At 74.1% G+C, this 24,766-nt stretch carries 19 protein-coding genes; 14 read left to right on the forward strand and 5 right to left on the reverse strand.

What is annotated here, in order from left to right; genetic code table 11:
- Window positions 1–28: 28 nt before the first annotated feature.
- Window positions 29–727, reverse strand: coding sequence for a GntR family transcriptional regulator (locus tag F1544_RS06215; protein WP_208971374.1), 699 nt, complete (start codon window positions 725–727; stop codon window positions 29–31).
- Window positions 728–809: 82 nt separating this feature from the next.
- On the opposite strand from F1544_RS06215, the gene F1544_RS06220 reads away from it, so the two are divergent.
- The 6 genes from F1544_RS06220 (at window position 810) to F1544_RS06245 (ending at window position 9,269) form a co-directional block, all read left to right on the forward strand.
- Window positions 810–2,039 carry a sarcosine oxidase subunit beta family protein gene (locus tag F1544_RS06220; RefSeq protein ID WP_167583349.1) on the forward strand — a complete coding sequence of 410 codons (1,230 nt, stop codon included), beginning with the start codon at window positions 810–812 and terminating at the stop codon, window positions 2,037–2,039.
- A 20-nt stretch (window positions 2,040–2,059) separates the two neighbouring features.
- Window positions 2,060–2,365: a sarcosine oxidase subunit delta gene (locus F1544_RS06225; protein ID WP_167583351.1), complete on the forward strand. Its 306-nt coding sequence runs from the start codon at window positions 2,060–2,062 to the stop codon at window positions 2,363–2,365.
- Window positions 2,358–5,216 (forward strand): 2Fe-2S iron-sulfur cluster-binding protein, encoded by a 2,859-nt coding sequence (locus F1544_RS06230; RefSeq protein WP_167583353.1) that lies wholly within the window; start codon window positions 2,358–2,360, stop codon window positions 5,214–5,216. The genes F1544_RS06225 and F1544_RS06230 overlap by 8 nt, the downstream gene beginning before the upstream one ends.
- Window positions 5,206–5,877, forward strand: coding sequence for a sarcosine oxidase subunit gamma (locus F1544_RS06235; protein ID WP_167583355.1), 672 nt, complete (start codon window positions 5,206–5,208; stop codon window positions 5,875–5,877). The genes F1544_RS06230 and F1544_RS06235 overlap by 11 nt, the downstream gene beginning before the upstream one ends.
- Entirely contained in the window at window positions 5,874–8,372 is a 2,499-nt protein-coding gene (locus F1544_RS06240) for a GcvT family protein (RefSeq protein ID WP_167583357.1), read from the forward strand. Before F1544_RS06235 ends, F1544_RS06240 begins: the two co-directional genes overlap by 4 nt.
- Window positions 8,373–8,522: 150 nt before the next feature.
- Window positions 8,523–9,269: an IclR family transcriptional regulator gene (locus tag F1544_RS06245; RefSeq protein ID WP_167583505.1), complete on the forward strand. Its 747-nt coding sequence runs from the start codon at window positions 8,523–8,525 to the stop codon at window positions 9,267–9,269.
- Window positions 9,270–9,290: 21 nt separating this feature from the next.
- Here the strand turns inward: F1544_RS06245 and F1544_RS25265 are convergent, their stop codons facing one another.
- The gene (locus tag F1544_RS25265) at window positions 9,291–9,611 is read right to left on the reverse strand and encodes a bifunctional 3-phenylpropionate/cinnamic acid dioxygenase ferredoxin subunit (protein WP_308469904.1); all 321 of its coding nucleotides are present in this window, start codon (window positions 9,609–9,611) and stop codon (window positions 9,291–9,293) included.
- A gap of 226 nt (window positions 9,612–9,837) precedes the next feature.
- Here F1544_RS25265 and F1544_RS06255 point away from each other — a divergent pair, with 226 nt between their 5' ends.
- The 3 genes from F1544_RS06255 to F1544_RS06265 are packed head-to-tail and all read left to right on the forward strand — an operon-like array spanning window position 9,838 to window position 14,485.
- The gene (locus F1544_RS06255) at window positions 9,838–11,307 is read left to right on the forward strand and encodes an aldehyde dehydrogenase family protein (protein WP_167583361.1); all 1,470 of its coding nucleotides are present in this window, start codon (window positions 9,838–9,840) and stop codon (window positions 11,305–11,307) included.
- A 20-nt stretch (window positions 11,308–11,327) separates the two neighbouring features.
- On the forward strand, window positions 11,328–12,890 hold the full coding sequence (locus F1544_RS06260; protein ID WP_167583363.1) for an APC family permease: 1,563 nt from the start codon (window positions 11,328–11,330) through the stop codon (window positions 12,888–12,890).
- Complete coding sequence (locus tag F1544_RS06265; protein ID WP_308469905.1) at window positions 12,887–14,485, forward strand: GMC family oxidoreductase; 1,599 nt, start codon at window positions 12,887–12,889, stop codon at window positions 14,483–14,485. Before F1544_RS06260 ends, F1544_RS06265 begins: the two co-directional genes overlap by 4 nt.
- A gap of 172 nt (window positions 14,486–14,657) precedes the next feature.
- Here F1544_RS06265 and F1544_RS06270 read toward each other — a convergent pair whose 3' ends face one another.
- A complete protein-coding gene (locus tag F1544_RS06270) occupies window positions 14,658–15,851 on the reverse strand; it encodes an NAD(P)/FAD-dependent oxidoreductase (RefSeq protein ID WP_208971377.1) in 1,194 nt (397 codons plus the stop codon).
- A 235-nt stretch (window positions 15,852–16,086) separates the two neighbouring features.
- Between F1544_RS06270 and F1544_RS06275 the strand changes: the two genes are divergently transcribed.
- From F1544_RS06275 to F1544_RS06285, 3 genes are all read left to right on the forward strand, one after another.
- On the forward strand, window positions 16,087–17,217 hold the full coding sequence (locus F1544_RS06275) for an aromatic ring-hydroxylating oxygenase subunit alpha (protein ID WP_167583365.1): 1,131 nt from the start codon (window positions 16,087–16,089) through the stop codon (window positions 17,215–17,217).
- Window positions 17,218–17,290: 73 nt separating this feature from the next.
- Window positions 17,291–18,910 (forward strand): BCCT family transporter, encoded by a 1,620-nt coding sequence (locus F1544_RS06280; RefSeq protein ID WP_167583367.1) that lies wholly within the window; start codon window positions 17,291–17,293, stop codon window positions 18,908–18,910.
- An 85-nt stretch (window positions 18,911–18,995) separates the two neighbouring features.
- Complete coding sequence (locus tag F1544_RS06285; protein ID WP_167583369.1) at window positions 18,996–19,424, forward strand: nuclear transport factor 2 family protein; 429 nt, start codon at window positions 18,996–18,998, stop codon at window positions 19,422–19,424.
- A 73-nt stretch (window positions 19,425–19,497) separates the two neighbouring features.
- Here F1544_RS06285 and F1544_RS06290 read toward each other — a convergent pair whose 3' ends face one another.
- The gene (locus F1544_RS06290; protein WP_167583371.1) at window positions 19,498–21,084 is read right to left on the reverse strand and encodes a methyl-accepting chemotaxis protein; all 1,587 of its coding nucleotides are present in this window, start codon (window positions 21,082–21,084) and stop codon (window positions 19,498–19,500) included.
- Between the two features lie 327 nt (window positions 21,085–21,411).
- Here F1544_RS06290 and F1544_RS06295 point away from each other — a divergent pair, with 327 nt between their 5' ends.
- Window positions 21,412–22,809 (forward strand): sensor domain-containing phosphodiesterase, encoded by a 1,398-nt coding sequence (locus F1544_RS06295; RefSeq protein ID WP_308469906.1) that lies wholly within the window; start codon window positions 21,412–21,414, stop codon window positions 22,807–22,809.
- A gap of 3 nt (window positions 22,810–22,812) precedes the next feature.
- On the opposite strand, the gene ku is transcribed toward F1544_RS06295, so the two are convergent.
- Window positions 22,813–23,820, reverse strand: coding sequence for a non-homologous end joining protein Ku (ku, locus tag F1544_RS06300; RefSeq protein WP_167583373.1), 1,008 nt, complete (start codon window positions 23,818–23,820; stop codon window positions 22,813–22,815).
- A 69-nt stretch (window positions 23,821–23,889) separates the two neighbouring features.
- Between ku and F1544_RS06305 the strand changes: the two genes are divergently transcribed.
- On the forward strand, window positions 23,890–24,759 hold the full coding sequence (locus F1544_RS06305; protein ID WP_167583375.1) for a 3-methyladenine DNA glycosylase: 870 nt from the start codon (window positions 23,890–23,892) through the stop codon (window positions 24,757–24,759).
- Window positions 24,760–24,766 lie beyond the last annotated feature (7 nt).

Here is a 24,766-nt window from a genome sequence, read left to right on the forward strand (position 1 = left end):
CCGGCGCGGCGTCCTGCGGGCGGGAGGGTCAGAGGACGGCGCGGACCTCGCGCTCGAAGCGGGTGACGTGCTCGTGCGCCAGGCGGGCGGCGTCGTCGGCGCGGCCGTCGACGATGGCCCGCAGCAGCTCGACGTGCTCGCCGACGTGCCCGCCGAAGCGCGGGAGGCGGTCCAGCACGAGGCACCAGATGCGGGTCGCCAGGTTGTCGTGGCGCACGAGGACGTCCTCGAGGAAGGGGTTGCCGCACGCGCGGTAGACACCGCGGTGCACCGCCACGTCGTGGCGCATGAGGGTGCGCGCGTCCAGCGTCGCCGGGTCGAGGGCCTCGATGGTCGCGGCCAGGCGCCGCAGCTCCTCGCGGGCCGCGGGGCCGGCGCGGCGGGCGGCGCCCTCGGCGGCCAGCGGCTCCAGCGTCCTGCGGATCTCCGAGAGGTGGGCGAGGTCGGTGATGTCGACGGCCGTGGCGAACGTGCCGCGGCGCGGGTAGGCGACGACGAGCCGGTCGGCCTCCAGCCGCTTCAGCGCCTCGCGCACGGGGGTGCGCCCGACGCCGAGCTCGCGCGCCAGCGCCTCGTCGTTCAGGGGGTCACCGGGGCGGATGTCGAGGACGAGGAGGGCGTCGCGCAGGGCCTCGTAGGCGCGGTCGGCCATCGTGGCGGGGCCCCGCTCGGCCGTCGTGCCCTCGGCCGTGCCGTCGTCCCCGAGCGTCTCGAGCGCTGCGCTCACTGCTCCTCCTTGACCCTGGTTCGTCCCCGACCATACAGTCGCGAACTGACATATCAGTCAGTTGAGCAGGTCGGAGGACTCGGTGAGCACAGCACCCGCGACGGGCGTGCCGGAGCACCCGGCCCTCCTCTGGCGCAACCCCGACCCCAAGCCGTCCTACGACGTCGTCATCGTCGGCGGCGGCGGCCACGGGCTGGCCACCGCGCACTACCTGGCGAAGAACCACGGCATCACGAACGTCGCCGTCCTGGAGAAGGGGTGGCTCGCCGGCGGGAACATGGCGCGCAACACCACCCTCATCCGCTCGAACTACCTGTGGGACGAGAGCGCCGCGATCTACGAGCACTCCCTGAAGCTCTGGGAGACGCTCGAGGAGGACCTCGACTACCCGATCCTCTTCAGCCAGCGCGGCGTGCTGAACCTCGCCCACACGCTGCAGGACGTGCGCGACTCCGTGCGCCGCGTCGGCGCGAACGTGCTGAACGGCGTGGACGCCGAGTGGGTCGACACAGCCGGCGTCGCGGAGCTCTGCCCGATCGTCAACACGTCCCCGGACATCCGCTACCCCGTCCTCGGCGCGACCTACCAGCCGCGCGCCGGCATCGCCAAGCACGACTACGTCGCGTGGGGCCTGGCCCGACGCGCGGACGAGGCCGGCATCGACCTGATCCAGGACTGCGAGGTCCTGGGGTTCACCACCGACGGCGACCGCGTCACGGGCGTGCGGACCTCGCGCGGGGACATCGCGTGCGGAACCCTCGCCCTCTGCGCCGCGGGCCGCACCTCGACCCTCACCGACGAGCTGGGGTTCCGTGTCCCGCTGCAGAGCCACCCCCTGCAGGCGCTCGTGTCGGAACTGCTGGAACCCGTGCACCCCACCGTCGTCATGTCGAACGCCGTGCACGTCTACGTCTCGCAGGCGCACAAGGGCGAGCTCGTGATGGGTGCCGGCGTGGACAGCTACAACGGCTACGGCCAGCGCGGCTCGTTCCACATCGTCGAGCGGCAGATGGCCGCGGCCGTGGAGCTGTTCCCGGTGTTCGCCCGGGCCCACGTGCTGCGGACCTGGGGCGGTGTCGTCGACGTCACGCCCGACGCGTCCCCGATCGTCGGGCGCACGCCGTACGAGAACGTCTACCTCAACTGCGGCTGGGGGACAGGCGGTTTCAAGGCCACCCCCGGGGTGGGCTGGTGCCTCGCCCACACCATCGCGACCGGGGAACCCCACCCCTACAACGCCCCGTTCACCCTCGACCGCTTCGTCACGGGGCGGCTCGTCGACGAGCACGGCGCCGCCGCCGTGGCGCACTGAGAACCCGAGGAGACGACGCCGTGCAGCTCATCGAGTGCCCCTGGTGCGGTCCCCGCGAGGAGGCCGAGTTCTCCTACGGCGGCCAGGCCCACGTGCCCTACCCGGCCGACCCGTCCGCCCTCAGCGACGAGGAGTGGGCCCACTACGTGTTCTTCCGCGACAACACCGCGGGGGTGTGGGCGGAGCGCTGGATGCATGCGACCGCGTGCCGCCGCTGGTTCAACGCGGTGCGCGACACCCGCACCCACGCGTTCCTCGCGACCTACCGCCCGGGCGACCCCTCTCCCGACCTGACCGCCGCCGGGACGGGGGCCGGTCGTGGCTGAGCGCATCGAGGGCCGCGGTCGCCTGGACCGCTCGCGCACGCTGCGCTTCACCTTCGACGGCAGGGAGTTCACGGGGCACCCCGGCGACACCCTGGCGTCGGCGCTGCTCGCCGCCGACGAGCTGGCCGTCGCCCGCAGCTCCGCGCGCGGCCGCCCGCGCGGCGTCCTGGCCGCGGGCGCGGAGGAGCCGAACGCCCTCGTCCAGGTCGAGCACCCGTTCCCCGACCCGATGCAGCTGGCCACCACGCTCGAGCTGTTCGACGGCCTCGTCGCCCGGGGCCTCGCCGGCCGCGGCCGCCTCGCCGACGTGCCCGACCCGGCGCGCTACGACACCCGCCACGCGCACGCCGACGTCGTGGTCGTCGGGGCCGGCCCCGCGGGGCTCGTCGCGGCGCTCACCGCCGCGCGCGCCGGGGCCCGGGTCGTGCTCGTCGACGAGAACCCGGAACCCGGCGGGTTCCTGCTCGGCACCGACGACGTCCTCGACGACCGCCCGGCGCTGGAGTGGGTCGCCGCGGCCCGCGCCGAGCTCGCCACGCACGAGGACGTGCTGCACCTGCAGCGCACCACGGCCGTCGGCAGCTACGACGACGGGCTCGTGCTCGCGCTGGAGAAGCGCACCGACCACCTCGGCGCCGCGGCCCCGCGCAACCTCGCTCGGCAGCGCGTCTGGCGCGTGCGCGCCCGGCACGTCGTCACCGCGACGGGTGCCTACGAGCGGCCCGTCGTGTTCCGCGACAACGACCGGCCGGGCGTCCTGCTGGCGTCCTCGGCCCGGACGTACCTGCACCGCTACGGCGTCCTCGCGGGGCGCGACGTCGTCGTGTTCACCTGCGACGACGCCGCCTACGCCGCGGCGCTGGACCTCGCGGCCGCCGGTGCCGCCGTCCGCGTCCTCGACGCGCGCCCCGCGGCCCCGGCCGCGTGGGCGTCGCGGTGCACCGCCGCCGGGGTCCCCGTGCGGGCCGCGGTCGTGGTGACCGGGACGCTGGGGACCGACCGCGTCGAGGGCGTGCGCGTCGCCGACATCACCGGCGGTGCGGTCGGCACGGGCGGGGAGCTGGCCTGCGACCTGCTGCTCGTCAGCGGGGGCTGGAACCCGGCCGTGCAGCTGTTCAGCCAGTCCGGCGGGGCCCTGCGCTACGACACCGAGCTCGGCGGCTTCGTGCCCGCCGCGCCCCTGCCCACCGTCCACGTCGCGGGCGCCGCCCGCGGCGAGCTGGGCCTGGGCCAGGCCCTGCGCGACGGCGAGCGCAGCGCCGTCGACGTCCTCACCGCCCTGGGGCTGCCGGCCCCCGCGTCGTCGCTGCCCCGCCCGCCCCGCGGGCCGGAGCGCTCGCCCGGGCTGCTGCTGTGGCGGGTGCCGCAGGACGGTGACGGGACCGAGGAGTTCGTCGACCTGCAGCGCGACGCGACCGTCGCGGACGTGCGCCGCGCGGTCGGCGCCGGGCTGCGCTCCGTCGAGCACGTCAAGCGGTACACGACGATCGGGACGGCGCACGACCAGGGCCGCACCTCCGGGGTCATCACCTCGGGCCTCGTCGCGGAGCTGCTCGGCCGCACCGTCGCGGACCTGGGCGTCACGAAGTACCGGCCGCCCACCGTCCCCGTCGCGTTCGCGGCGTTCGCCGGCCGCAACCGCGGCGACCTGTACGACCCGGTGCGCCGCACCGCCGTGCACGCGTGGCACGTCGAGCACGGGGCCGTCTTCGAGGACGTCGGGATGTGGAAGCGGCCGCGGTACTACCCGCGCCGCCGGCCCGACGGGACCACCGAGGACATGGACACCGCGGTGCTGCGCGAGTGCGCCGCCGTCCGCACGGGCGTCGGGATCCTCGACGGGTCGACGCTCGGGGGCATCTCCGTGCACGGCCCGGACGCCGGTGAGTTCCTCGACCTGATGTACACGAACGTCATGAGCAGCCTGAAGGTCGGCTCGGTGCGCTACGGCGTCATGTGCGGCGTCGACGGCACGGTCCTCGACGACGGCACCGTGCTGCGGCGGGGCGAGGAGGAGTTCCTCGTCTCCACGACCACCGGGGCCGCGGCGAAGGTGCTCGACTGGATGGAGGAGTGGCTGCAGACGGAGTGGCCGCACCTGCACGTGCACCTCACGTCGGTGACCGACCAGTGGGCCGTGTTCCCGGTCGTCGGCCCGCTCTCGCGCGCCGTCGTCGGGGAGTTCGCCCCGGGCGTCGACGTCGCCAACGACGCCTTCCCCTTCATGACCTGGCGCGCCACCGAGGTCGACGACGTGCCGGTCCTGCTCTCCCGCGTCAGCTTCTCCGGGGAGCTCGCCTACGAGGTCATGGTCGACTCCCGCTACGCCGCCGCGGTCTGGGAGCGCCTCGTCGCCATCGGTGCGCCGCACGGCATCACGCCCTACGGGACCGAGACGATGCACGTGCTGCGGGCCGAGAAGGGCTACCCGATCATCGGGCAGGACACCGACGGCACCGTCACCCCGCACGACCTGGGGCTCGGCTGGGCGGTGTCGAGGAAGAAGGTCGACTTCGTCGGCAAGCGGTCGTTCTCCCGCCCCGCCAACCTCGACCCGGCGCGCCGGCAGCTCGTCGGCCTGCTGCCGCTGGAGGCGGGCGTCCTCGTGCCCGAGGGCAGCCAGCTCGTCGCGGCCGCGGAGATCCCCCCGCCGCCCGTGCCCATGCTGGGCTTCGTCACCTCCAGCTACCGCAGCGCGGCCCTCGGCCGGACGTTCGCCCTGGCGCTGGTCGCCGGCGGCCGCGCCCGCATCGGCGAGCAGGCGTACGCCGTCGTCGACGGCCGGACGGTCGCCGTCGAGATCACCTCCTCCGTCCTCGTCGACCCCGAAGGAGCCCGCCGTGACGGCTGAGCTCGTGCGCCCCGCGACCCTGCCCCGGCTCGCGCTGCGCGGACCCCTGGACGACTGGGCGGAGCGCCTCGCGGCGCTGCCGCCCGGGCTCTCGGCGGCGCCGGACGCGACGCTGCAGCAGCTGGCGGTGCGCGTCGACCCGGCCTCGCCCGGAGCCCGCGCCGTCGAGGCCCTGGTGGGGGCCCGGCTGCCCGGGCCGTCCTCGTGCAGCACCTCCCCGGACGGCGTGGACGTCGTCTGGCTCGGCCCCGACGAGTGGCTCGTCCTGGCGCCCGCGGCCCGGCCCGTGCCGGTCGTCGCCCTGGCCGACGCCGTCCTCGCCTCGGGCGGGACCGTCGTCGACGTCTCCGCGCAGCGCACGACGCTCCGACTGCGCGGGGAGCACGTCCCCGACCTGCTGCGCGGCGGGTGCGCGGTCGACCTGCACCCCGGCGTGTTCGACCCGGGCACCGCGGTGCAGACCAGCATCGCCCAGATCGGGGTCCTGCTCGTCGCCCGCGCCCCCGGGGGCGGCGACGTCATGCTCGTCGTGCGCTCGACCTTCGCGGGCGCGCTCGCCGACTGGGTCCTCGACGCGGCCACCGAGCACCTCGAGGACGCCGAGCACCTCGAGGACGCCGAGCACCCCGACACCACCCCCGACGCGCAGGAGCCCTCGTGAGCACCACCCCCCGGGTCGTCGTCATCGGCGCCGGCATCGTCGGCGCCAACCTCGCCGACGAGCTCACCGAGCGCGGCTGGAGCGACGTCACCGTCCTGGACGCGGGCCCGCTGCCGCTGCCCGGCGGGTCGACCTCGCACGCCCCCGGCCTGGTTTTCCAGACGAACGCGTCGAAGACGATGGCGGAGTTCGCGCAGTACACCGTGCGGAAGCTGTCGAGCCTCGACGTCGACGGGGCGTGGTGCTTCAACCCCGTGGGCGGGCTTGAGGTCGCGACCACCCCGGAGCGGCTGCACGACCTGCAGCGCAAGATCGGCTGGGCGCAGTCGTGGGGCGTCGAGGGCGCCCGGCTCGTCGACCCCGACGAGGTCGTCCGCCTGCACCCCCTCGTCGACCGCGAGCGGGTCCTCGGCGGCCTGCACGTCGCCACCGACGGCCTCGCGAAGGCGACCCGCACCGTCGTCGCCCTGCAGCGCCGCGCGGAGGCCCGCGGGGCGCGCTTCGTCGGCTCCACGAAGGTCACGGGCGTCGAGCACGAGCACGGGCGCGTCACCGGTGTCCGGACGCCGACGGGGGTCGTCCCGGCCGACGTCGTCGTGTCGTGCGCGGGGTTCTGGGGCCCGGCCGTCGGCGACCTCGTGGGCATGACGGTCCCGCTGCTGCCGCTGGCCCACCAGTACGCCCGGACGGGACAGGTCGCCGCGCTGCGCGGCCGCAACACCGAGGCCGCCGAGGCCGGGCTGCCGATCCTGCGCCACCAGGACGCCGACCTCTACTTCCGCGAGCACGGCGACCGCCTCGGCATCGGCTCCTACGCGCACCGGCCGATGCCGGTGAACCTGGCCGACCTCGACGACTCCGCGGGCGCGACCCCGGAGTCCATGCCGTCGATGCTGCCGTTCACCGAGGAGGACTTCGCCCCCTCGTGGGCGGACGCGGTCGCCCTGCTGCCGGGGCTGGCGGACACGAAGGTCGAGGAGGCGTTCAACGGCATCTTCTCGTTCACGCCCGACGGGGGTTCCCTCGTCGGCGAGAGCCCCGACGTTCGGGGGTTCTTCATCGCCGAGGCGGTCTGGGTCACGCACTCCGCGGGCGTCGCCCGCGCCGTCGCCCAGCTCCTCGTCGACGGTGGCACCGACACCGACCTGCACGAGCTGGAGGTCAGCCGGTTCGAGGCCGTCCAGACCACGCCGGAGTTCGTGAGCGAGACCTCGCAGCAGAACTTCGTGGAGATCTACGACGTGCTGCACCCGCTGCAGCCCAGGACCTCCCCGCGGGGCCTGCGGCTCTCCCCGTTCCACGCCCGCGAGGTGGAGCTGGGGGCGGTGTTCACCGAGGGCGGCGGCTGGGAGCGGCCGCTCTGGTACGAGGCGAACGCCGCGCTGCTGCCGGAGGTGCCTGACGCGTGGCGCGAACCCGAGCGCGAACCGTGGGCCGCGCAGTTCCACTCGCCCGTCGTGGCCGTCGAGGCCTGGAAGACCCGCACGGCCGTGGCGCTGTACGACATGACGCCGCTGCGCCGGGTCCGGGTCGACGGGCCGGGCGCCCTCGCCCTGCTGCAGCGCCTCACGACGAACCAGCTGGACAGGAAGGTCGGGTCCGTCACCTACACGCTGGCGCTGGAGGCCGCGGGCGGGGTGCGGTCGGACTGGACCGTGGCGCGCCTGGCCGCCGACGAGTTCCAGGTCGGCGTGAACACCGGGACCGACGAGGACCTCCTGCGCCGCGCGGCCCGCGAGCAGCGCGAGGAGCACCCGGAGCTCGGCTGGGTCGACGTGCGCGACGTCACCGGGGGCACGTGCTGCGTCGGCGTCTGGGGCCCGCTGGCCCGGGAGCTGGTGGAACCGCTGACCCGCGACGACGTCTCGCACCGCGGGTTCCGCTACTTCGGCGCCCGCCGGATCGTCGTGGCCGGGATCCCCGTCACGGCGCTGCGCGTCTCCTACGTCGGCGAGCTCGGCTGGGAGCTGTACGCGTCGGCGGAGAACGGCGCGGCGCTCTGGGACGCGCTGTTCGCGGCGGGGCAGCCGCTGGGCGTCGTGGCGGCCGGGCGGGCCGCGTTCTCGAGCCTGCGGCTGGAGAAGGGCTACCGGCTCTCCGGCGGCGACGTCACGTCCGAGCACCAGCCGCCCGAGGCCGGCCTGGAGTTCGCGGTCAAGCTCGACAAGGGGGACTTCGTCGGCCGCGACGCCCTCCTGGCGGCGGCCGGGACACCGCCGGCGCGCCGGCTGTGCGCGCTGACCGTCGACGACCGGAGCACCGTCGTGCTGGGCAGGGAGCCGGTGTTCGTGGCCGGCGGGGCCGACGCGGTCGGCTACGTGACGTCCGCGGCGTGGAGCCACACCCTCGGTACGCCGATCGCCTGCGCGTGGCTGCCGGCGGCCGCCGCGGAGGTCGGGACGGCCGTCGAGGTCGAGTACTTCGGGCGCCGCGTGGCCGCCACCGTGGCCGCGGAACCCCTCGTCGACCCGGGGATGGAGCGCCTGCGCCGCTGAGGCGCCGCCGCCCGCCCGCGTGCGCTCCGGAGGTGGGCGCCGCGGGCGCGGTGGCATGCTGGCGCCATGAGCGCGCAGCCGGACGACGCCTCCGGCGTGCGGCCGCGCCCGGCGGTGGTGCCCGCCGTCCCCGCGGTGCGCGTCAGCCCCGTGCAGTCCGTCGACCGAGCCGTGACGATCCTCGAGGTCCTCGCCGAGCTCGGGGAGGCGGGCGTCACGGAGATCGCCGCCCGCCTGGACGTGCACAAGTCGACGGCCTTCCGGCTCGTGACGGCCCTGGAGGGCCGGGGGCTCGTCGAGCAGATCGGCGACCGCGGCAAGTACCGGCTCGGCATGGGCGTCGTGCGCCTCGCCGGGGCCGTCGCCGACCAGCTCGAGGTGACCCGGCGCAGCCGCCCCGCGTGCGAGGAGCTCGCGACCCTCGTCGGGGAGACCGTGAACGTGGCCGTCGCCGACGGCGACGCCGCCATCAACGTGGACCAGGTCCGCGGGGCCTCGTCGGTGATCACCCACAACTGGGTGGGGGAGCGGACCCCGCTGCACGCCACGTCCAGCGGCAAGGTCCTGCTGGCCTTCTGCCCGCCCGTGCGCCGCACCGGCCTGCCCGCGCGGCTGGCGCGGCTGACCGAGCGCACCCTGGTGCGGCGCAAGGACCTCGACGCCGAGCTGGCCCGCGTCGAGGCCGCCGGGTACGCCACGACGTCGGAGGAGCTGGAGCTCGGCCTGAACGCCGTCGCCGCCCCGGTCCGCGGCCCCGACGGCGTCGTCGTCGCCGCGATCAGCGTCTCCGGCCCCGCCTACCGCCTCAGCGAGCAGCGGATGGCCGAGGTCGTGCCCGCCGTCGTCGCGGCGGCCGACGCGGCCTCCGCGGCCCTGGGGTGGCGCGGCAGGCCCTGACGGCCCACCGCGCCCTCCGCCTCAGCTGCGGGGCGTGCCCACGTGGACGACGACGTCGCCGTCGACGACGGAGACCGCGTGCGTGCGGACCGGGACGATCGCGGGCGGGCCCGACGGGGCGCCCGTGCGCAGGTCGAACGTCGCGGCGTGCAGGGGGCACTCCACCTGGCAGTCCTCGACCCAGCCCTCGGACAGCGAGGCGTCCTGGTGCGTGCAGGTGTCGTCGAGGGCGTACAGCTCGCCCTCGACGTTGAAGACGACGACGGGGACGTCGAGGTCGACGCGGACCGCTTCGCCGTCGGGGAGGTCGCTCAGGGCACAGGCGACGACGTCGTTCGACACGCTCGGGTTCCTCTCGTGGGGGTCCTGCTCTCGCAGGAGATGGTGCCTCACCCCGGGCCCCGGCGCCCCGCCGGGAGCGGACGCGCGGGCTGGGCGCGTGTTGCGGGCCTGTGACGTCCTGGCCGGAGTCATTGCGCGTGACGCAACGCGGTTCGTACAGTGCACCACCGACGCGGGCGAAGATCACCGACCGCGCAGCAGCACCGCGAACCACCGTGGAGGACACGTGCCCGAGCTCTTCGTGGACGGCGAGTGGCGCTCCGCTGCCGAGGGCGGAACCCGCGACCTCGTCAACCCCTACGACGGCGAGGTGTTCCGCACCGTCGACGAGGCGAGCGCCGCGGACGCCGAGGCCGCCGTCCTCGCCGCCCGCCGCTGCTTCGACGAGGGCGCCTGGCCCGCGACACCGGTCGCCGAGCGCGCCGCCCTGCTGCAGCGGACCGCGGACCTGCTGCAGCGCGACCGCGAGGAGATCGCCCGCACCGAGACCCTCGACACCGGCAAGACCCTGGCCGAGAGCCGCATCGACGTCGACGACGTCACCGCCGTGTTCCGCTACTACGCCGAGCAGGTCCTCGTCGAGGTCGACCGCACGGTCGACGCGGGCCGCGGCGACGTCGTGAGCCGCGTCGTGCACCTGCCCGTCGGCGTGTGCAGCCTCATCGCACCCTGGAACTACCCGCTGCTGCAGATGTCGTGGAAGGTCGCGCCCGCGCTGGCCGCCGGCAACACCGTCGTCCTCAAGCCCAGCGAGGTCACCCCGCTCACGACCGTCCACCTGGTCCGGCTCCTCGCCGAGGCCGGCGTGCCGGACGGCGCCGTGAACCTCGTGCTCGGCGGCGGGGCCGCGGTCGGGCCCGTCCTCACGAGCCACCCGGCCGTCGACCTCGTGTCGTTCACGGGTGGCCTCGCCACCGGGCGGGGGATCCTCAAGGCGGCCGCGGACACCGTCAAGCGCGTCACGGTCGAGCTGGGCGGCAAGAACCCGAACATCGTCTTCGCCGACGTCGACCTCGACACCGCGATCGACGTCGTGCTCACGGGGGTGTTCCTGCACTCGGGCCAGGTGTGCTCCTCCGGCACCCGCCTCATCGTCGAGGACTCCATCGCCGACGCCCTCCTCGCGGGCGTGGCCGAGCGCGCGCCGCGCATCCGGTTCGGCAACGGCTTCACCGAGGGCGTCGAGTCGGGTCCGCTCGTCTCCGCGGCCCACCGGGAGAAGGTCGAGAGCTACGTCGCCATCGGGCTCGCCGAGGGCGCGCAGCTGGTCACCGGCGGCAAGCGGCCGGACGACCCCGAGCTGCAGCGGGGCTTCTTCTTCGAACCGACGATCTTCGACCGCTGCGACCGGTCCATGCGGATCGTGCGGGAGGAGAACTTCGGGCCCATCCTCACGGTCGAGCGGTTCACGACCGAGGCCGAGGCGATCGAGCTCGGCAACGACACCGAGTACGGGCTCGCGGGCGGCGTCCAGACCGCCGACGTCGAGCGGGGCGAGCGCGTCGCCGCGGCGCTGCGCCACGGGACCGTCTGGATCAACGACTTCGGGCCGTACGTCCCCCAGGCGGAGTGGGGCGGCATGAAGATGTCCGGCAACGGCCGCGAACTGGGCCCCGCGGGGCTCGCGGAGTACCGGGAGACCAAGCACGTGTGGCGCAACACCACGCCTGCAGTCGCAGGGTGGTTCAAGGGCTGACTCCCCCCACGGAGGACACGATGGACAGCTCGGCAACGGGTTCGCCGGCCAAGCCGGTCGGCACCGAGGACTCGCACGGTCTCGACGAGTACGGCTACAAGCCCGGGCTGGAACGCAGCATCGGGTCGTTCGCGAGCTTCGCCGCGGGCGTCAGCTACATCTCCATCCTCACCGGGACGTTCCAGCTGTTCTACTTCGGCTACGGCACCGGCGGCCCGGCCTACCTGTGGTCCTGGCCGATGGTGTTCGTGGGCCAGCTGATGGTCGCGCTGTGCTTCGCCGAGCTCTCCAGCCGCTACGCCGTCGCCGGCTCCCTCTACAACTGGACCAAGCGCCTCGCGTCGCCGACGGTCGCGTGGGCCGCCGGCTGGACGATGCTCGTGGCGTCCATCGTCACGCTCGCGGCCGTCGTCCTCGCCGTGCAGCTGACGCTGCCGCAGCTGTGGTCGGGGTTCCAGTTCTTCGACACCGGTGACGCCACCCGCGACTACGCGCTGAACGCCGTCGTCCTCGGCACGGTGGTCATCGTGTTCACGACCCTCGTCAACGCCTTCGGGGTCAAGCTCATGTCCCGCATCAACTCCTCGGGCGTGTTCATCGAGCTCATCGCGGCCGTCGTCATCGTGGTGCTGCTGGCCGTGCACGTGACGCGCGGCCCGGACGTCGTCCTGGAGAACCGGGGCGTCGGCACCGACCACGTCGGCGGCTACTTCGGCGCCTTCCTCGTCGCGGCCCTCGCCTCGGGCTACGTCATGTACGGGTTCGACACCGCCAGCTCGCTGGGCGAGGAGACGAAGGACCCGCGGCGCACCGCCCCCCGGGCCGTCCTGCGCGCCGTCATCGCCTCCTTCGTCCTGGGCGGGCTCATCCTGCTCCTCGGCCTCATGGCCGTGCCGGACCTGGACGACCCGGAGCTCGCCAGCGCGTCCGGCGGCCTGCAGCACCTCGTGCTCACCACGGTCGGCTCGGGGTTCGGCAAGCCGTTCCTCGTCTGCGTCGTCGTCGCCGTCCTCGTGTGCTCCCTGGCCGTGCACACCGCGACGATCCGCATGATGTTCGCCATGGCCCGCGACAACAACCTCCCCGCCGGGGAGCGGCTGGCCCGCGTCAGCCCGAAGCACCACACGCCCGTCGTGCCCGCGGTGGTCATCGGGGTCCTGGCGATCCTCGTGCTCGTCGTGAACGTCGGGCAGCCCGCGATCTTCCTCGTGCTCACGAGCCTCGCGGTCGGCATGATCTACCTGGCCTACCTGCTGGTGACGATCCCGCTGCTCGTCGCGCGGCTGCGCGGGCGCTGGCCGGCGGACATGCCCGACGGCAGCAAGGCGCCGTTCAGCCTCGGCCGCTGGGGCCTGCCCGTCAACGTGCTCGCGGTGCTGTGGGGCGTGGGCATGATGGTCAACCTGCTCTGGCCCCGGCGCGAGGTCTACAACCCCGAACCGGCCGCCTACCACTGGTACCTGACCTACGGCGCGGTCCTGTTCATCGCCGTCGTCCTCGGAGGGGGAGTCCTGTACTACCGCGCCAAGCTCCGCCACACCTCGGGCACCCTGGAGAGCCACCGCAGCGAGGCGACCCGGTGAGCGGGTTCCTGGGCGAGCGGTCCCTCGACGAGTTCGACTACGTCATCGCGGGCGGCGGCACCGCGGGGTGCGTCGTCGCGGCCCGGCTGTCGGAGGACCCGGACGTCACCGTCTGCCTCCTCGAGGCGGGCCCCAGCGACGTGGGGGACGAGAACATCCTCGTCCTCGCCGACTGGATGCACCTGCTCGACTCCGGCTACGACTGGGACTACCCCGTCGAGCCGCAGGAGAACGGCAACAGCTTCCTGCGCCACGCCCGCGCGAAGGTCCTGGGCGGCTGCTCCTCGCACAACTCCTGCATCGCCTTCCACCCGCCCCGCGAGGGCCTCGACGCCTGGGAGGCCGCGGGCTGCACGGGCTGGGGCGCCGACGCGGTGCTGCCCCTGGTGCGGCGGCTGGAGAACAACGCCGGCCCGGGCGAGCACCACGGCCGCAGCGGGCCCGTCCGGCTGCGGACCATCCCGCCCGTCGACCCGTGCGGCGTCGCGCTGCTCGAGGCCGCGGCCGCGGCCGGCCTGCCCACCGTGCAGTTCAACGAGGGCCCGACGGTGCTCAACGGCGCCGGGTGGTTCCAGATCAACGCCGGCGAGGCGGGGGACCGGATGTCGTCCTCCCACGCCTACCTGCACCCCGTGCTCGACCAGCGCCCCAACCTCGAGGTCCGCACCGGGCACTGGGTGGAGCGCGTCGTCGTCGAGCCGGGCCCCGACGGGGCGCTGCGCGCCACGGGCGTCGAGTTCCTGGCCCCGGACCTCGTGCACCACGGCCGGGTCACCGCGCGCCGCGAGGTGATCGTGTCGGCGGGGTCCATCGACACCCCGAAGCTGCTGATGCTCTCGGGCATCGGGCCCGCGACCCAGCTGAAGGAGTTCGGCCTCGACGTCCTCGTCGACGCCCCCGGGGTGGGGGAGAACCTCGACGACCACGTCGAGGGGCTGGTGTTCTGGGACGCCCTGCAGCCGATGGTCACCGCGTCCTCGCAGTGGTGGGAGATCGGCGTCTTCGCGACCACGGAACCGGGCCTGCGGGTGCCCGACCTGATGATGCACTACGGCTCGGTGCCCTTCGACATGAACACCGTGCGCTGGGGCTACCCGACCACGGACAACGGATTCTGCCTGACCCCCAACGTCACTCAGGGCCGGTCGCGGGGGACGGTGAAGCTGCGCTCGCGCGACTTCCGGGACCGCCCGAAGGTGGACCCCCGCTACTTCACCGACCCCGAGGGTCACGACCTGCGGGTCATGACGGCGGGGGTGCGGCTGGCGCGGACCATCGTCGAGCAGTCGCCGATGGCGGCCTGGGCCGGCGTCGAGCTCGCGCCCGGAAGGGACGTCGTCACCGACGATGAGATCGCCGACTACGTCGTCAAGACGCACAACACCGTCTACCACCCCAGCTGCACGGCGAAGATGGGCAGCGACGACGACCCGATGGCCGTGTGCGACCCGCGCCTGCGCGTCCGCGGCGTCGCGGGCCTGCGCATCGCCGACGGCTCGGTCATGCCGTTCCTCGGTGCGGTGAACCCCAACATCACGACGATGGCGATCGGGGAGAAGTGCGCGGACATGCTCAAGGAGGACGCGCGCGGCTGACCGCCGGGACGGGCTGACAGTTCCGCTGCACGCGAGCTCCGCGGGGCGCTCCGCAAGCGTTTACCGGCACCTTGCGAGCAGCGGAACTGTCAGCCGCGCCGCCTGCCGGTGCCGGGCGTGCGACGTCCGGCCCGGCCGCCGCGGGAAGAGGGCGAACGGAGGGCTCGACGGGTCAGACCGCGGCGGTCTGCTTCGCGAGCTGGCGACGCCACTTGGTGAAGGTGCGGGAGCTCGACAGGGCCAGCACCGCGGTGGGGACGCCGTCGCGCTCCCAGACCACGACGAACTTCTCCTCGTCGGCGCTGCCCTCGACGAAGACGGGGACGTCGCCGGGCTCGCGGTGGCCCGCGAACTGCAGCCGCTCGCCGTAGAGGTCGGACCAGAAGTAGGGGATCCCGGTGAAGCGGCCCTCGGCCGAGCCGCCGGAGAGCAGCGTCCGGACCGCGACGGCGGGGCGCTCCGCGGCCGTCGTCCAGTGCTCGTGGCGGACGGCCCCGCCCTCGGGGTCGACCACGGTGGCGCAATCGCCGACGGCCACCACGAGGGGCGAGCTCGTGGCGCCGCGGTCGTCGGTGCGGACGCCGTCCACGACCTCGATGCCGCTGCCGCGCAGCCACTCCACGTTGGGGTGCGCGCCCACCGCGACGAGCACGACGTCGGCCGGGACGACCTCACCGCCGGCGAGCTCCACGCCGGTGACGCGGGGCGCGCCGTCGGGTCCCGGCTCGCTCGCGAAGCCGGCCACGTCGACCCCGCCGCGCACGGTGGTGCCGCCGCGGGCGTGCAGCGCGCCGATCAGGGCGCCGACGTCCTCGCCGAACTGGCGCGCGAACGGCCGGGTGCCGCGCTCGAGGACGGTGACCTCCACGTCGCGCGTGCGGGCGGCGGCCGCGACCTCGCTGCCGAGGAAGCCGCCGCCGATCACGACGAGGCGCCGCCCGGGCTGCAGCTCCCCGCCCAGCGCGGCGGCGTCGTCGAGGGTCCGCAGCACGTGCACGCCCGCGGTCCCGTCCGCGCCCGGCAGGCGGCGGGCGCGGGCCCCGGTCGCCAGGACGAAGCCGTCGGCGACCAGGCGGGTGCCGTCGGCGAGGGTCAGCGTGCGGGTGGTGAGGTCGAGGCCGGTCGCGGGGACGCCGAGCACCCACCGCGCGTCCAGGCCCTCGTCGGCGGCCTCGAGGGCGAGCTGGTCCGTCGTCCAGGTGCCCAGCAGGAGCTGCTTGGACAGCGGCGGCCGGTCGTAGGGGCGGTGGACCTCCTCGCCGACGACCACCACCTCGCCGTCGTAGCCCTCGGCGCGCAGCGCGCGGACGGCACCCAGCCCGGCGAGCGAGGCGCCGACCACCACGATCCGGCGCACGTCGTCCATCGGGCCAGCATCGACGGCGCCCGCGCCGGTGGTCAAGCCGGTGGTCGAGCCGGTGGTCGAGCCGGTCCCGGACGCCCCCGCGGTGTTTCCCGCCCGTCAGCTCTTCGTTGCGATCGTGTGTCGGGTGTTGCCCATGGCGGAACGGAGTTCGTACTGTGCAACGAGCACCGTCGCTGTGATCCACCTCACCACCCCTCACCACCCTGCATCCCCCCGACGTCCGAGGTGAAGTCCGATGAGCACCGACACCACGCGCGCCCCCCTGTCCGAGAGCCTCATGCCCACGCTGGGCGGCCGCTGGTACACGGATCCCGAGATCTTCGCCCGGGAGCAGGAGCGGATCTTCGAGCAGATGTGGTTCTGCGCCGTGCGCGCCGCGGACCTCGACGCCCCGGGGCGCTTCCAGACGGTGCAGGTGGGCCGGGAGTCGATCCTCGTCACGCGCACCCGCAAGGGCGCGATCAAGGCCTTCTTCAACGTCTGCCGGCACCGCGGCGTCCAGCTGTGCACGGAGGAGTCGGGCACCCACCGGCGCAACATCCAGTGCATGTACCACGCGTGGACCTACGACCTGGACGGCAAGCTCGTCGCCGCCCCCAACCTCACGAAGATGCCCGACGTGGGTCGCGAGGAGTACGGGCTGCGCGCCGTGCACGTGCGCGAGTGGCTCGGCTACGTCTGGCTGTGCCTGGCCGAGGAGCCGCCGAGCTTCGAGGCGGACGTCGAGGGCGCCGTCGTGGAGCGTCTGGGCGACCTGGGCCTCATCGACGCGTACGGGGTGGAGACGCTCGGCCTCGGCCGCCGGATCACCTACGACGTGAAGGCCAACTGGAAGCTCATCATCGAGAACTTCATGGAGTGCTACCACTGCGCCACGATCCACCCCGAGCTCACCGAGGTGCTGCCCGAGTTCGCCGACGGCTACGCGGCCCAGTACTTCGTGGGGCACGGCGCCGAGTTCGGCGCGGACGTGCAGGGCTTCACCGTGGACGGCTCCGAGGGCTTCGACCGCATCGCGACCATCTCCGAGGACCAGGACCGGCGCTACTACGCGATCACGGTCAAGCCGACGGTCTTCATCAACCTGGTGCCCGACCACGTGATCGTGCACCGGATGTTCCCCACCGCGCACGACCGCACCACGGTGGTCTGCGACTGGCTCTACACCCGCGACGTGGTCGAGCAGGGGCGCGACGTCGAGCGCTCGGTCGAGCTGTTCCACCGCGTGAACGAGCAGGACTTCGACGCCTGCGAGCGCTGCCAGCCCGGGATGTCCTCGCGCGTGTACCGCGACGGCGGCGTCCTCGTGCCCTCCGAGCACCACATCGGAGCGTTCCACGCGTGGGTGGAGCAGCGACTAGCCTGACGCACCACCGACCGCAGCAACCGCACCAGCGCGCCGCGAGAGTGGTGACGCCAGCAGCTGGAGAGGACCGCTCATGGCCGTCAAGGAACCCGAAGGACGTCTCGCCCCACCGGGCACCCGCGAGGGGGTGGGCCACCGGCGCAGGCCGGTCGACCGCCCCGTGCTCGTCGTCTCCCTCGCCGTGGTGCTCGTGCTCCTCGTCATCGGCGTCACGATCCCTGAGCAGCTGGCCTCGGGCAGCGCGACGCTGCTCACCGGCATCACCACCAACGTCGGCTGGGCCTTCGTCATCGGCGCGTCGGGTTTCGTGGTCTTCGCCCTGGTGCTGGCGTTCAGCCGGATCGGCACGATCCGCCTCGGGTCCGACGACGAGCGGCCCGAGCACTCCCGCGCGTCGTGGATCGCCATGATGTTCTCCGCGGGCATGGGCATCGGGCTGATGTTCTACGGCGTCACCGAACCCGCCACGCACCTCATGACGCCGCCCGAGGCGGGCGTCGTCGCGGGCAGCGACGCGGCCGCGGCGATGTCGATGAACTACTCGCTCTTCCACTGGGGCCTGCACCCCTGGGCGATCTACGCCGTCGTCGGGCTCGCGCTGGCGTACTCCAGCTACCGCAAGGGCCGCCACGGCGGGTTCAGCGCCGCGTTCGCACCGCTGCTGCGCGGCCGCCGCGCCAAGGGGGCGGCGCGCGCCATCGACGTCCTCGCCATCTTCGCGACGATCTTCGGGTCCGCAGTCTCGCTCGGACTCGGTGCGGCGCAGATGAACGGCGGCCTGACCGAGCTGTTCGGCACGGCCAGCGGCACGGGCGTCCAGATCGCGATCATCGCCGTCCTGACCCTGTGCTTCGTGATCTCGGCGATCAGCGGCATCGAGCGCGGCGTGAAGTGGCTGTCCAACACCAACATGGTGCTCGCGCTGGCCCTGCTGTTCTTCCTGTTCGTCGTCGGCCCGACGGTCTACATCCTCGACCTGATCCCGAACGCGGCGGGCGACTACCTCGCCGCGCTGCCCGGCATGAGCGTGCGGACCGGTGCCTTCGGCGGCGGCGAGTGGCTGTCCGGCTGGACGATCTTCTACTGGGCGTGGTGGATCTCGTGGACGCCCTTCGTCGGCGCGTTCCTCGCGAAGATCTCCCGCGGCCGCACGATCCGCGAGTTCGTCGTGGGCGTCATGCTCGTCCCGACGCTGGTCAGCCTCGTCTGGTTCGGCGTCTTCGGCGGCACCGCGATGAACCTGCAGATGAGCGGTGCGCTCGACGTCCTCGGCCAGGGGGCGCAGGAGTCGCAGATGTTCGCGGTCCTGCAGCAGTACCCGATCGCGACGGTCACGTCCGCGGTCGTCGTGCTCCTCGTCGCGATCTTCTTCGTCTCGGGTGCGGACGCGGCCAGCATCGTCATGGCCTCGCTGTGCTCCTTCGGCGACGACGAGCCGCGCCGCTGGCTCATCGCGCTGTGGGGTCTGCTCACCGGCGCCGTCGCGGTCGTGCTCCTGCAGGCCGGCGGACTCGCCGCGCTGCAGAACGTCACGATCATCGTCGCGACGCCGTTCCTCGTGGTCATGGTCGCGCTCTGCGTCGCCATCGTCCGCGACCTGCGGACCGAGCCCGCCCTGAAGCTCGTCAAGCTCGCCCCGGGGCAGCGCGTGGTCACGCTCCCCGAGCACGAGCGCGAGGACTCCCACCGCTGAACCCGTCCACTGCGCGGTCGTGCCGGAACCTCGGCACGGCCGCGCAGCCGCGTCGGCGGGGCACGTCCGGCCGTAGGGTCGTCGCGTGCGCACCGGTGACCTCCTGCACCCCGACGCCGCCGCGGTCTGGGCCGCGCTGCACGAGGTCTACGCCGGGTACCTGACGGGCGACCCGGCGCGGGGCGACGCCCACCTGCACCCCGACGTCACGCTCTGGGACTCCGCGAGCGAGCCGCTCGTCCTCGGGCTCGACGGCCTCGCCCGGCTGCGCGCCCAGCGCCCCGGGGCTGACACGAGCGAAGTGGGCGCCGCCGAGGTGGGCGCCGCGCAGGTGACGGCGATCGAGGCCACCGACCCGCTGCTGGACCTGCTGGGGGACACCGCCGTCCTGCGGCACCGGCTGACGGTGCGCCTGTCCGCCGGCCCCGACGAGCGGGTGCGCAACACGAGCGTCTGGCGCCGCGTCGAGGGCCGCTGGCTGATGCTGCACAACCACGAGGACGTCCTGACCTGACGGCTGTGGCCCCGGCCCGGACGCGGAACGGCGCCGCCCCCCGGACCGGGGGACGGCGCCGCGTGCGGTCGGGTCAGCCCAGGCGGAAGCCCGCGACCAGGTCGTTCAGCTCCGTCGCGGCGCGGGAGACCTCGCCGGCGGTCGTGGCCGTCTGCGACGCACCCGAGGTCGTCTGGTCGGCGGCCGCGGCGATGCCGGAGATGTTCGTGGCGATCTCCTGCGAGCCGGTGGACACCTCGTTGACGTTGCGGACCATCTCCGAGGTGGTGGCCGACTGCTCCTCCACGGCGGCGGCGATGGTGGCCTGCAGGCCGTCGATGCGGGCGATGACCTCGCTGATCTCGGCGATCGCGGCGGCGGCCTCGGTCGCGTCGGTCTGCGTCGCGTTGACGCGGGTGATGATCGACTCGGTGGCGCGGGCCGTCTGCTGGGCGAGCTCCTTGACCTCGCCGGCGACGACCGCGAAGCCCTTGCCCATCTCGCCGGCGCGGGCCGCCTCGATGGTCGCGTTCAGGGCCAGCAGGTTGGTCTGCTCGGCGATCGAGGTGATGAGCTTGACGACGTCGCCGATCTCGCGGCTGGAGGCCGACAGGCGCTCCAGCGTGGTGCCGGCGCTGGTCGCGGCGCTGACCGCGGAGGCGGCGGTGGCCGACGCCTCGGAGGTGGAGGCGGCGATCTCGCGGATGGCGGAGGTCATCTGCTCACCGGCCGCGGCGACGGTGGAGATGTTCGCGGAGATCTCCTCGGTGGCCGCGGACACGACCTGGGTCTGGGCGGAGGACTCCTCCGCGCCGGAGGACAGCTGCGTGGCGACGGCGGACAGCTCCTCGCTGGACGCGGCCAGCGTCACGGCCGAGCCGGTGATGCGGCGCATCGTGTCGCTGAGGCGCTCCATGGTGGCGTCCAGCGCGGCGGCCACGCGGCCGACCTCGTCGGCGCTGCTGATGCCGACGCGCTGGTCCAGGCGGCCGTCGGCGAGGCCGGTGACCACCGTCAGGGTGCGGGCCAGGGGGCCGGCGATCGAGCGGGAGATGACGACGGCGACGGCGACCGCGACGGCGATGGCGGCGGCGCCGATGATCAGCATCAGGACGACCGCGCTGCGGTAGGACGAGGCGCCCTCGGCGGCCATGGTCGCGGCCGCGTCCTGCTCGGTGGTGGCGATCGCGTCCAGCTGGGCGTTCAGCGCCTTGATCAGCGGAGCCGACGTCTTCGAGCGCGCGTTCCAGAAGCCCAGCGCGTCGTTCGCCTTCACGAACGGCAGGAGCGTCTCGCGGTCGGCCCGGTACTGGGCCATGAGGTCCTGGGCCTTGGCCCGGTCGGCGTCCGAGGAGTACGGGGAGGACTTCAGGTACTGCGCCCAGGCGGCGTCGTAGGCGGCGTCGTCGTCGCCCATCGTCTTCAGGGCTGCGTCGGTCGAGGCGGCATCGGGGGCCAGAGCGGCGCTCAGCAGGTCGATCCGCGCGCTGGAGAACACGGTCTTGGCGGTGCCGATGCTCTGCACGCCGGCGATGCCGCTCGACGACATCGACGCGAGGTCGTCCTGCGCGGAGCCGAGGCGGGAGATGCCGAGGGCCACGACCGCGGCCAGCAGGAGGCAGACCACGCCGAAGCCGGCGAAGAGCTTGGGGGCGACGTTCAGGTTTCTCAGGGCGTTCATCGAGAACGGACTCCTCTGGTTCAAGAGCACTCGCGGCGCGGGACGACCACGCGCCTGTCCCTCCTCCATCGGCCGCCGGCTCCTCCGGCTGAGCCCCCCCTCCCCGGGAACCGACGCGGTCACGTCACCGACGCCGCGGTGCCGTGGCCGGGACGCGCCCGACCTGAGCGGCGGGCCGGGTGGCCTCGGTCACCCGGGTGGTCGGTGCAGCCGGGTGCCGCAGCCGCCGATGTCCTCCCCGAACCCTCCCGTCGGCGAGGGGAGGGAGCTCCGCCCCCGCGGGTGGCGGAGCGTCCCGGTGACGTCGGACGAGCGGCAGGGGAGTGCGTGTTCCAGGAGTTCGCGGTCCGAGGTGACGCGGCCGGTCCCGTCCCGATCGCCGGGGAGCCCGCCACCCACCCGGCCCCGCACGCGGCCCCCCACGCGGCCCCGCACCTGGCCCCGCTGCACCCGCAGGAGGACGACCGCCGGGCCAGCGTCCTCAGCTACCGCGTCGAGGACGCCGTGGACGACCCGTCCCTGCAGGCCCTGGTCACCGCGGTCAGCCGCGTGCTGGACGTCCCCGTCGCCGGGATCGTGGTCATGGGCCTGGAGCAGCACTACCTGGCGCGGGTCGGCGTCCCCGTCGTGAACCTGCCGCGGGAGCTGTCCCTGTGCACCCACACCGTCCACGACGCCCGGCCCGTCGTCGTCGCCGACACCCGCGCCGACGCCCGCTTCGCCACCCACCCCCTCGTGGTGGGGGAGCCGCAGGTGCGCGCCTACGCGGGGGTGCCGCTGCTGACCCGCGACGGGCTGCCGCTGGGCACCCTGTGCGCGGTGGACGTGCGGCCCCGCGACTTCACGGCCGAGGACGTGGCCCTGATGCAGCAGCTGGCCCGCGCCGCGACCGGGGTGCTGGAGCTGCTGCGGCACAACGCCGGCGCGGGCCTGGCCGGCCGCGACGTGCTCGGCGAGGGCCTGCGGCTGCGCCGCGGCATCGACGACGGTGAGCTGCGGGTGCACTACCAGCCCGTCCTCGACCTGCAGCGCGGACGGCTCGCGGGGGTGGAGGCGCTGGTGCGCTGGCAGCACCCGGAGCGCGGGCTGCTGCCCCCGGCGGCGTTCGTGCCCGTCGCGGAGGTCAGCAACCTCGTCGTCGCGCTGGGGCGCGAGGTGCTGGGCGCCGCCTGCCGGCAGGTGGCGCGGTGGCGACGCGCTCACCCCCACGCGAGCGACCTGACCGTGGCCGTCAACGTCTCCGGCCGGCAGCTCGTCGACCCCGACTTCGCGGCGACCGTCGAGGAGGCCCTCGCGGGCAGCGGGCTGCCGCCGTCGGCGCTCACGCTCGAGCTGACCGAGACGGCGCTCGTCGGCGGCGACCGGGTGCAGCCGGTGCTCCAGCGGCTGCGCGCCCGAGGGGTGCGGCTGGCCCTGGACGACTTCGGCACCGGGTACTCCTCGCTGGCGTACCTGCGCGACTTCCCCGTCGACGAGGTGAAGATCGACCGTGGGTTCACCACCGCGCTCGGCGGCGGTTCCCCCAGCGACGTCATCACCGCCGCGGCCGTCGGGCTGGCCCACGAGCTCGGCTGCGACGTCGTGGTCGAGGGCGTCGAGGACCGGCTCCAGCTCGAGCACGTCCGGCGGCTCGGGGCGCGCTACGCCCAGGGTTACCTGTTCTCCCGGCCCCGTTCCGCGGAGGACTTCACGCGCTACCTCGCGGAGGGCCCGCAGCCCGTCTGAGGGTCAGGCGGACTTGCGGGCCGTCGTCTTGCGGGGCGTCGACGTGCTCTTCGCGGTCGTCGCCTTCTTGGTGGTGCTCTTCGCGGCGGTCTTCTTCGCCGGGGCCTTCTTCGCCGCCGTCTTGGTGGCGGCCGTCTTCTTCGCCGGAGCGCTCGTCCGCTTCGCGGCGGCCGGCGGCGCGTCCTCCTCCGCCACCTCGGCGGAGCGCTCCTGCGCCTTCGGGGCCGCTCCGCGCGCGCGGTCCACGCTGCGCTGCAGCGCGGTGAGCAGGTCGACGACCTCGCCGCCTCGGTTGCCCCCGTCGTCCGCGGCCGCGACGGCCGGCGCCGCGTCGGCGTCCTCCAGGCGGGCGTCGATGAGGTTGCGCACCGCGACGGAGTACTCGTCCTCGAACTCCTCGGGGTGGAAGTCCGCCGCGAGGGACTCCACGAGCGAGGCGGCCATCTGCATCTCCTGGGGACGCAGCTCGACCTCGCTGTCGAGGACCTCGAACTCCGCCTCGCGCACCTCGTCCGGCCACAGCATGGTCTGCAGGACGATGGCCTTGCCGCGCACGCGCAGCACCGCGAGGGTCTCGCGCTGGCGCAGCGCGACCTTGACCACGGCCATCCGGTCGGTCTCCGCCAGCGCCTCGCGCAGCAGCGCGTAGGGCTTGGCGGCGCGCGCCTCGGGCTCCAGGTAGTACGGCTTCGCCAGCAGCACGGGGTCGACCTGGTCGGCGGGCACGAACTGGATCACGTCGATCTCGTGGCCGCTCGCGACCGGCAGCTCCGCCAGGTCCTCGTCGGTGAGCACGACGAGCTTGCCGTCCGGGCTCTCGTAGCCCTTGGCGACCTGGTCGTAGCCGACCTCCTCGCCGTCCACCGAGCAGGTCCGCTTCATCTTGATGCGGCCACCGTCGCTACGGTGGACCTGGTGGAAGCGGATGTCGTGCTCGCCGGTGGCGGCGTAGAGCCGCACGGGCACGTTGACCAGGCCGAAGGACACCGCGCCCTTCCAGATCGCGCGCATGTTGCACCCCTTCGGACGTCCGGATCACCACCGTACGGCTCAGACCCCGCAGGCGCCCGGGATTCATCGTTGGACGAGGCTGTCTGGACCGCGCGCGCCGCCGCCCACGCCGAGCGCGCCGACGCCCTCACCGCCGGGGCCCGCGAACGCCGCCAGCGCCACGAGGCCCACCCCGTCGAGGACTTCCTGCACACCTACTACAGCTGGGCGCCGGGCCGGCTGCGCCGCTGGCACCCCGGCCTGGGCGTCGAGCTGCTCGGGGACGGGCCGGACGTCGAGGAGCGCGCGGGCTGGGCCCACCACCGCCGCACCCGCGACGGGGTCGTCGTCGACGGCGCCTCGCTGGTGGCGCAGCGCGGTGCGACGGTCCGCCAGGCGCGCGCGGTGCTCGCCGGGACCCTCGGCCGCCCCGCGCAGCTGGGCTGCTTCGGGCTGCACGAGTGGGCGATGGTGCACCGCGCGACGCCGGAGGAGGTCCGGCACGCGGGCCTGCCGCTGCGCCTGGGCCACGCGGGCACCGACGAGGTCGTGGAGACCCACCGCCTCCGGTGCAGCCACATCGACGCGTTCCGCTTCTTCACGCCGAGCGCCGTGCCCCGCAACGAGCTGCAGCCCACCCGGGCGACGCAGGCCGCGCTGGAGCAGCCGGGCTGCCTGCACGCCACGATGGACTGCTACCGCTGGGCCATGAAGCTCTCGCCGGCCGTGCCGGGGGAGGTGGTGCTGGACTGCTACGAGCTCGCGCGCGACGTCCGCGTCCTGGACATGCGGGCCTCGCCGTACGACGTCACCTCGCTGGGCCTGGAGCCGGTCGCCATCGAGACGCCGGACGGCAAGGCCGCCTACGTGCGCGCCCAGCGGGCCTTCGCGGCCCGCGCGGAGCCGTTGCGGCGCGCGCTGCTCGCGGTGTGCGACGCGCTGCTCGCGGGACCCGCCTGAGCCGTGC

The sequence above is a fragment of the Kineococcus rubinsiae genome (genome assembly GCF_011839805.1).
Taxonomy (GTDB): domain Bacteria; phylum Actinomycetota; class Actinomycetes; order Actinomycetales; family Kineococcaceae; genus Kineococcus; species Kineococcus rubinsiae.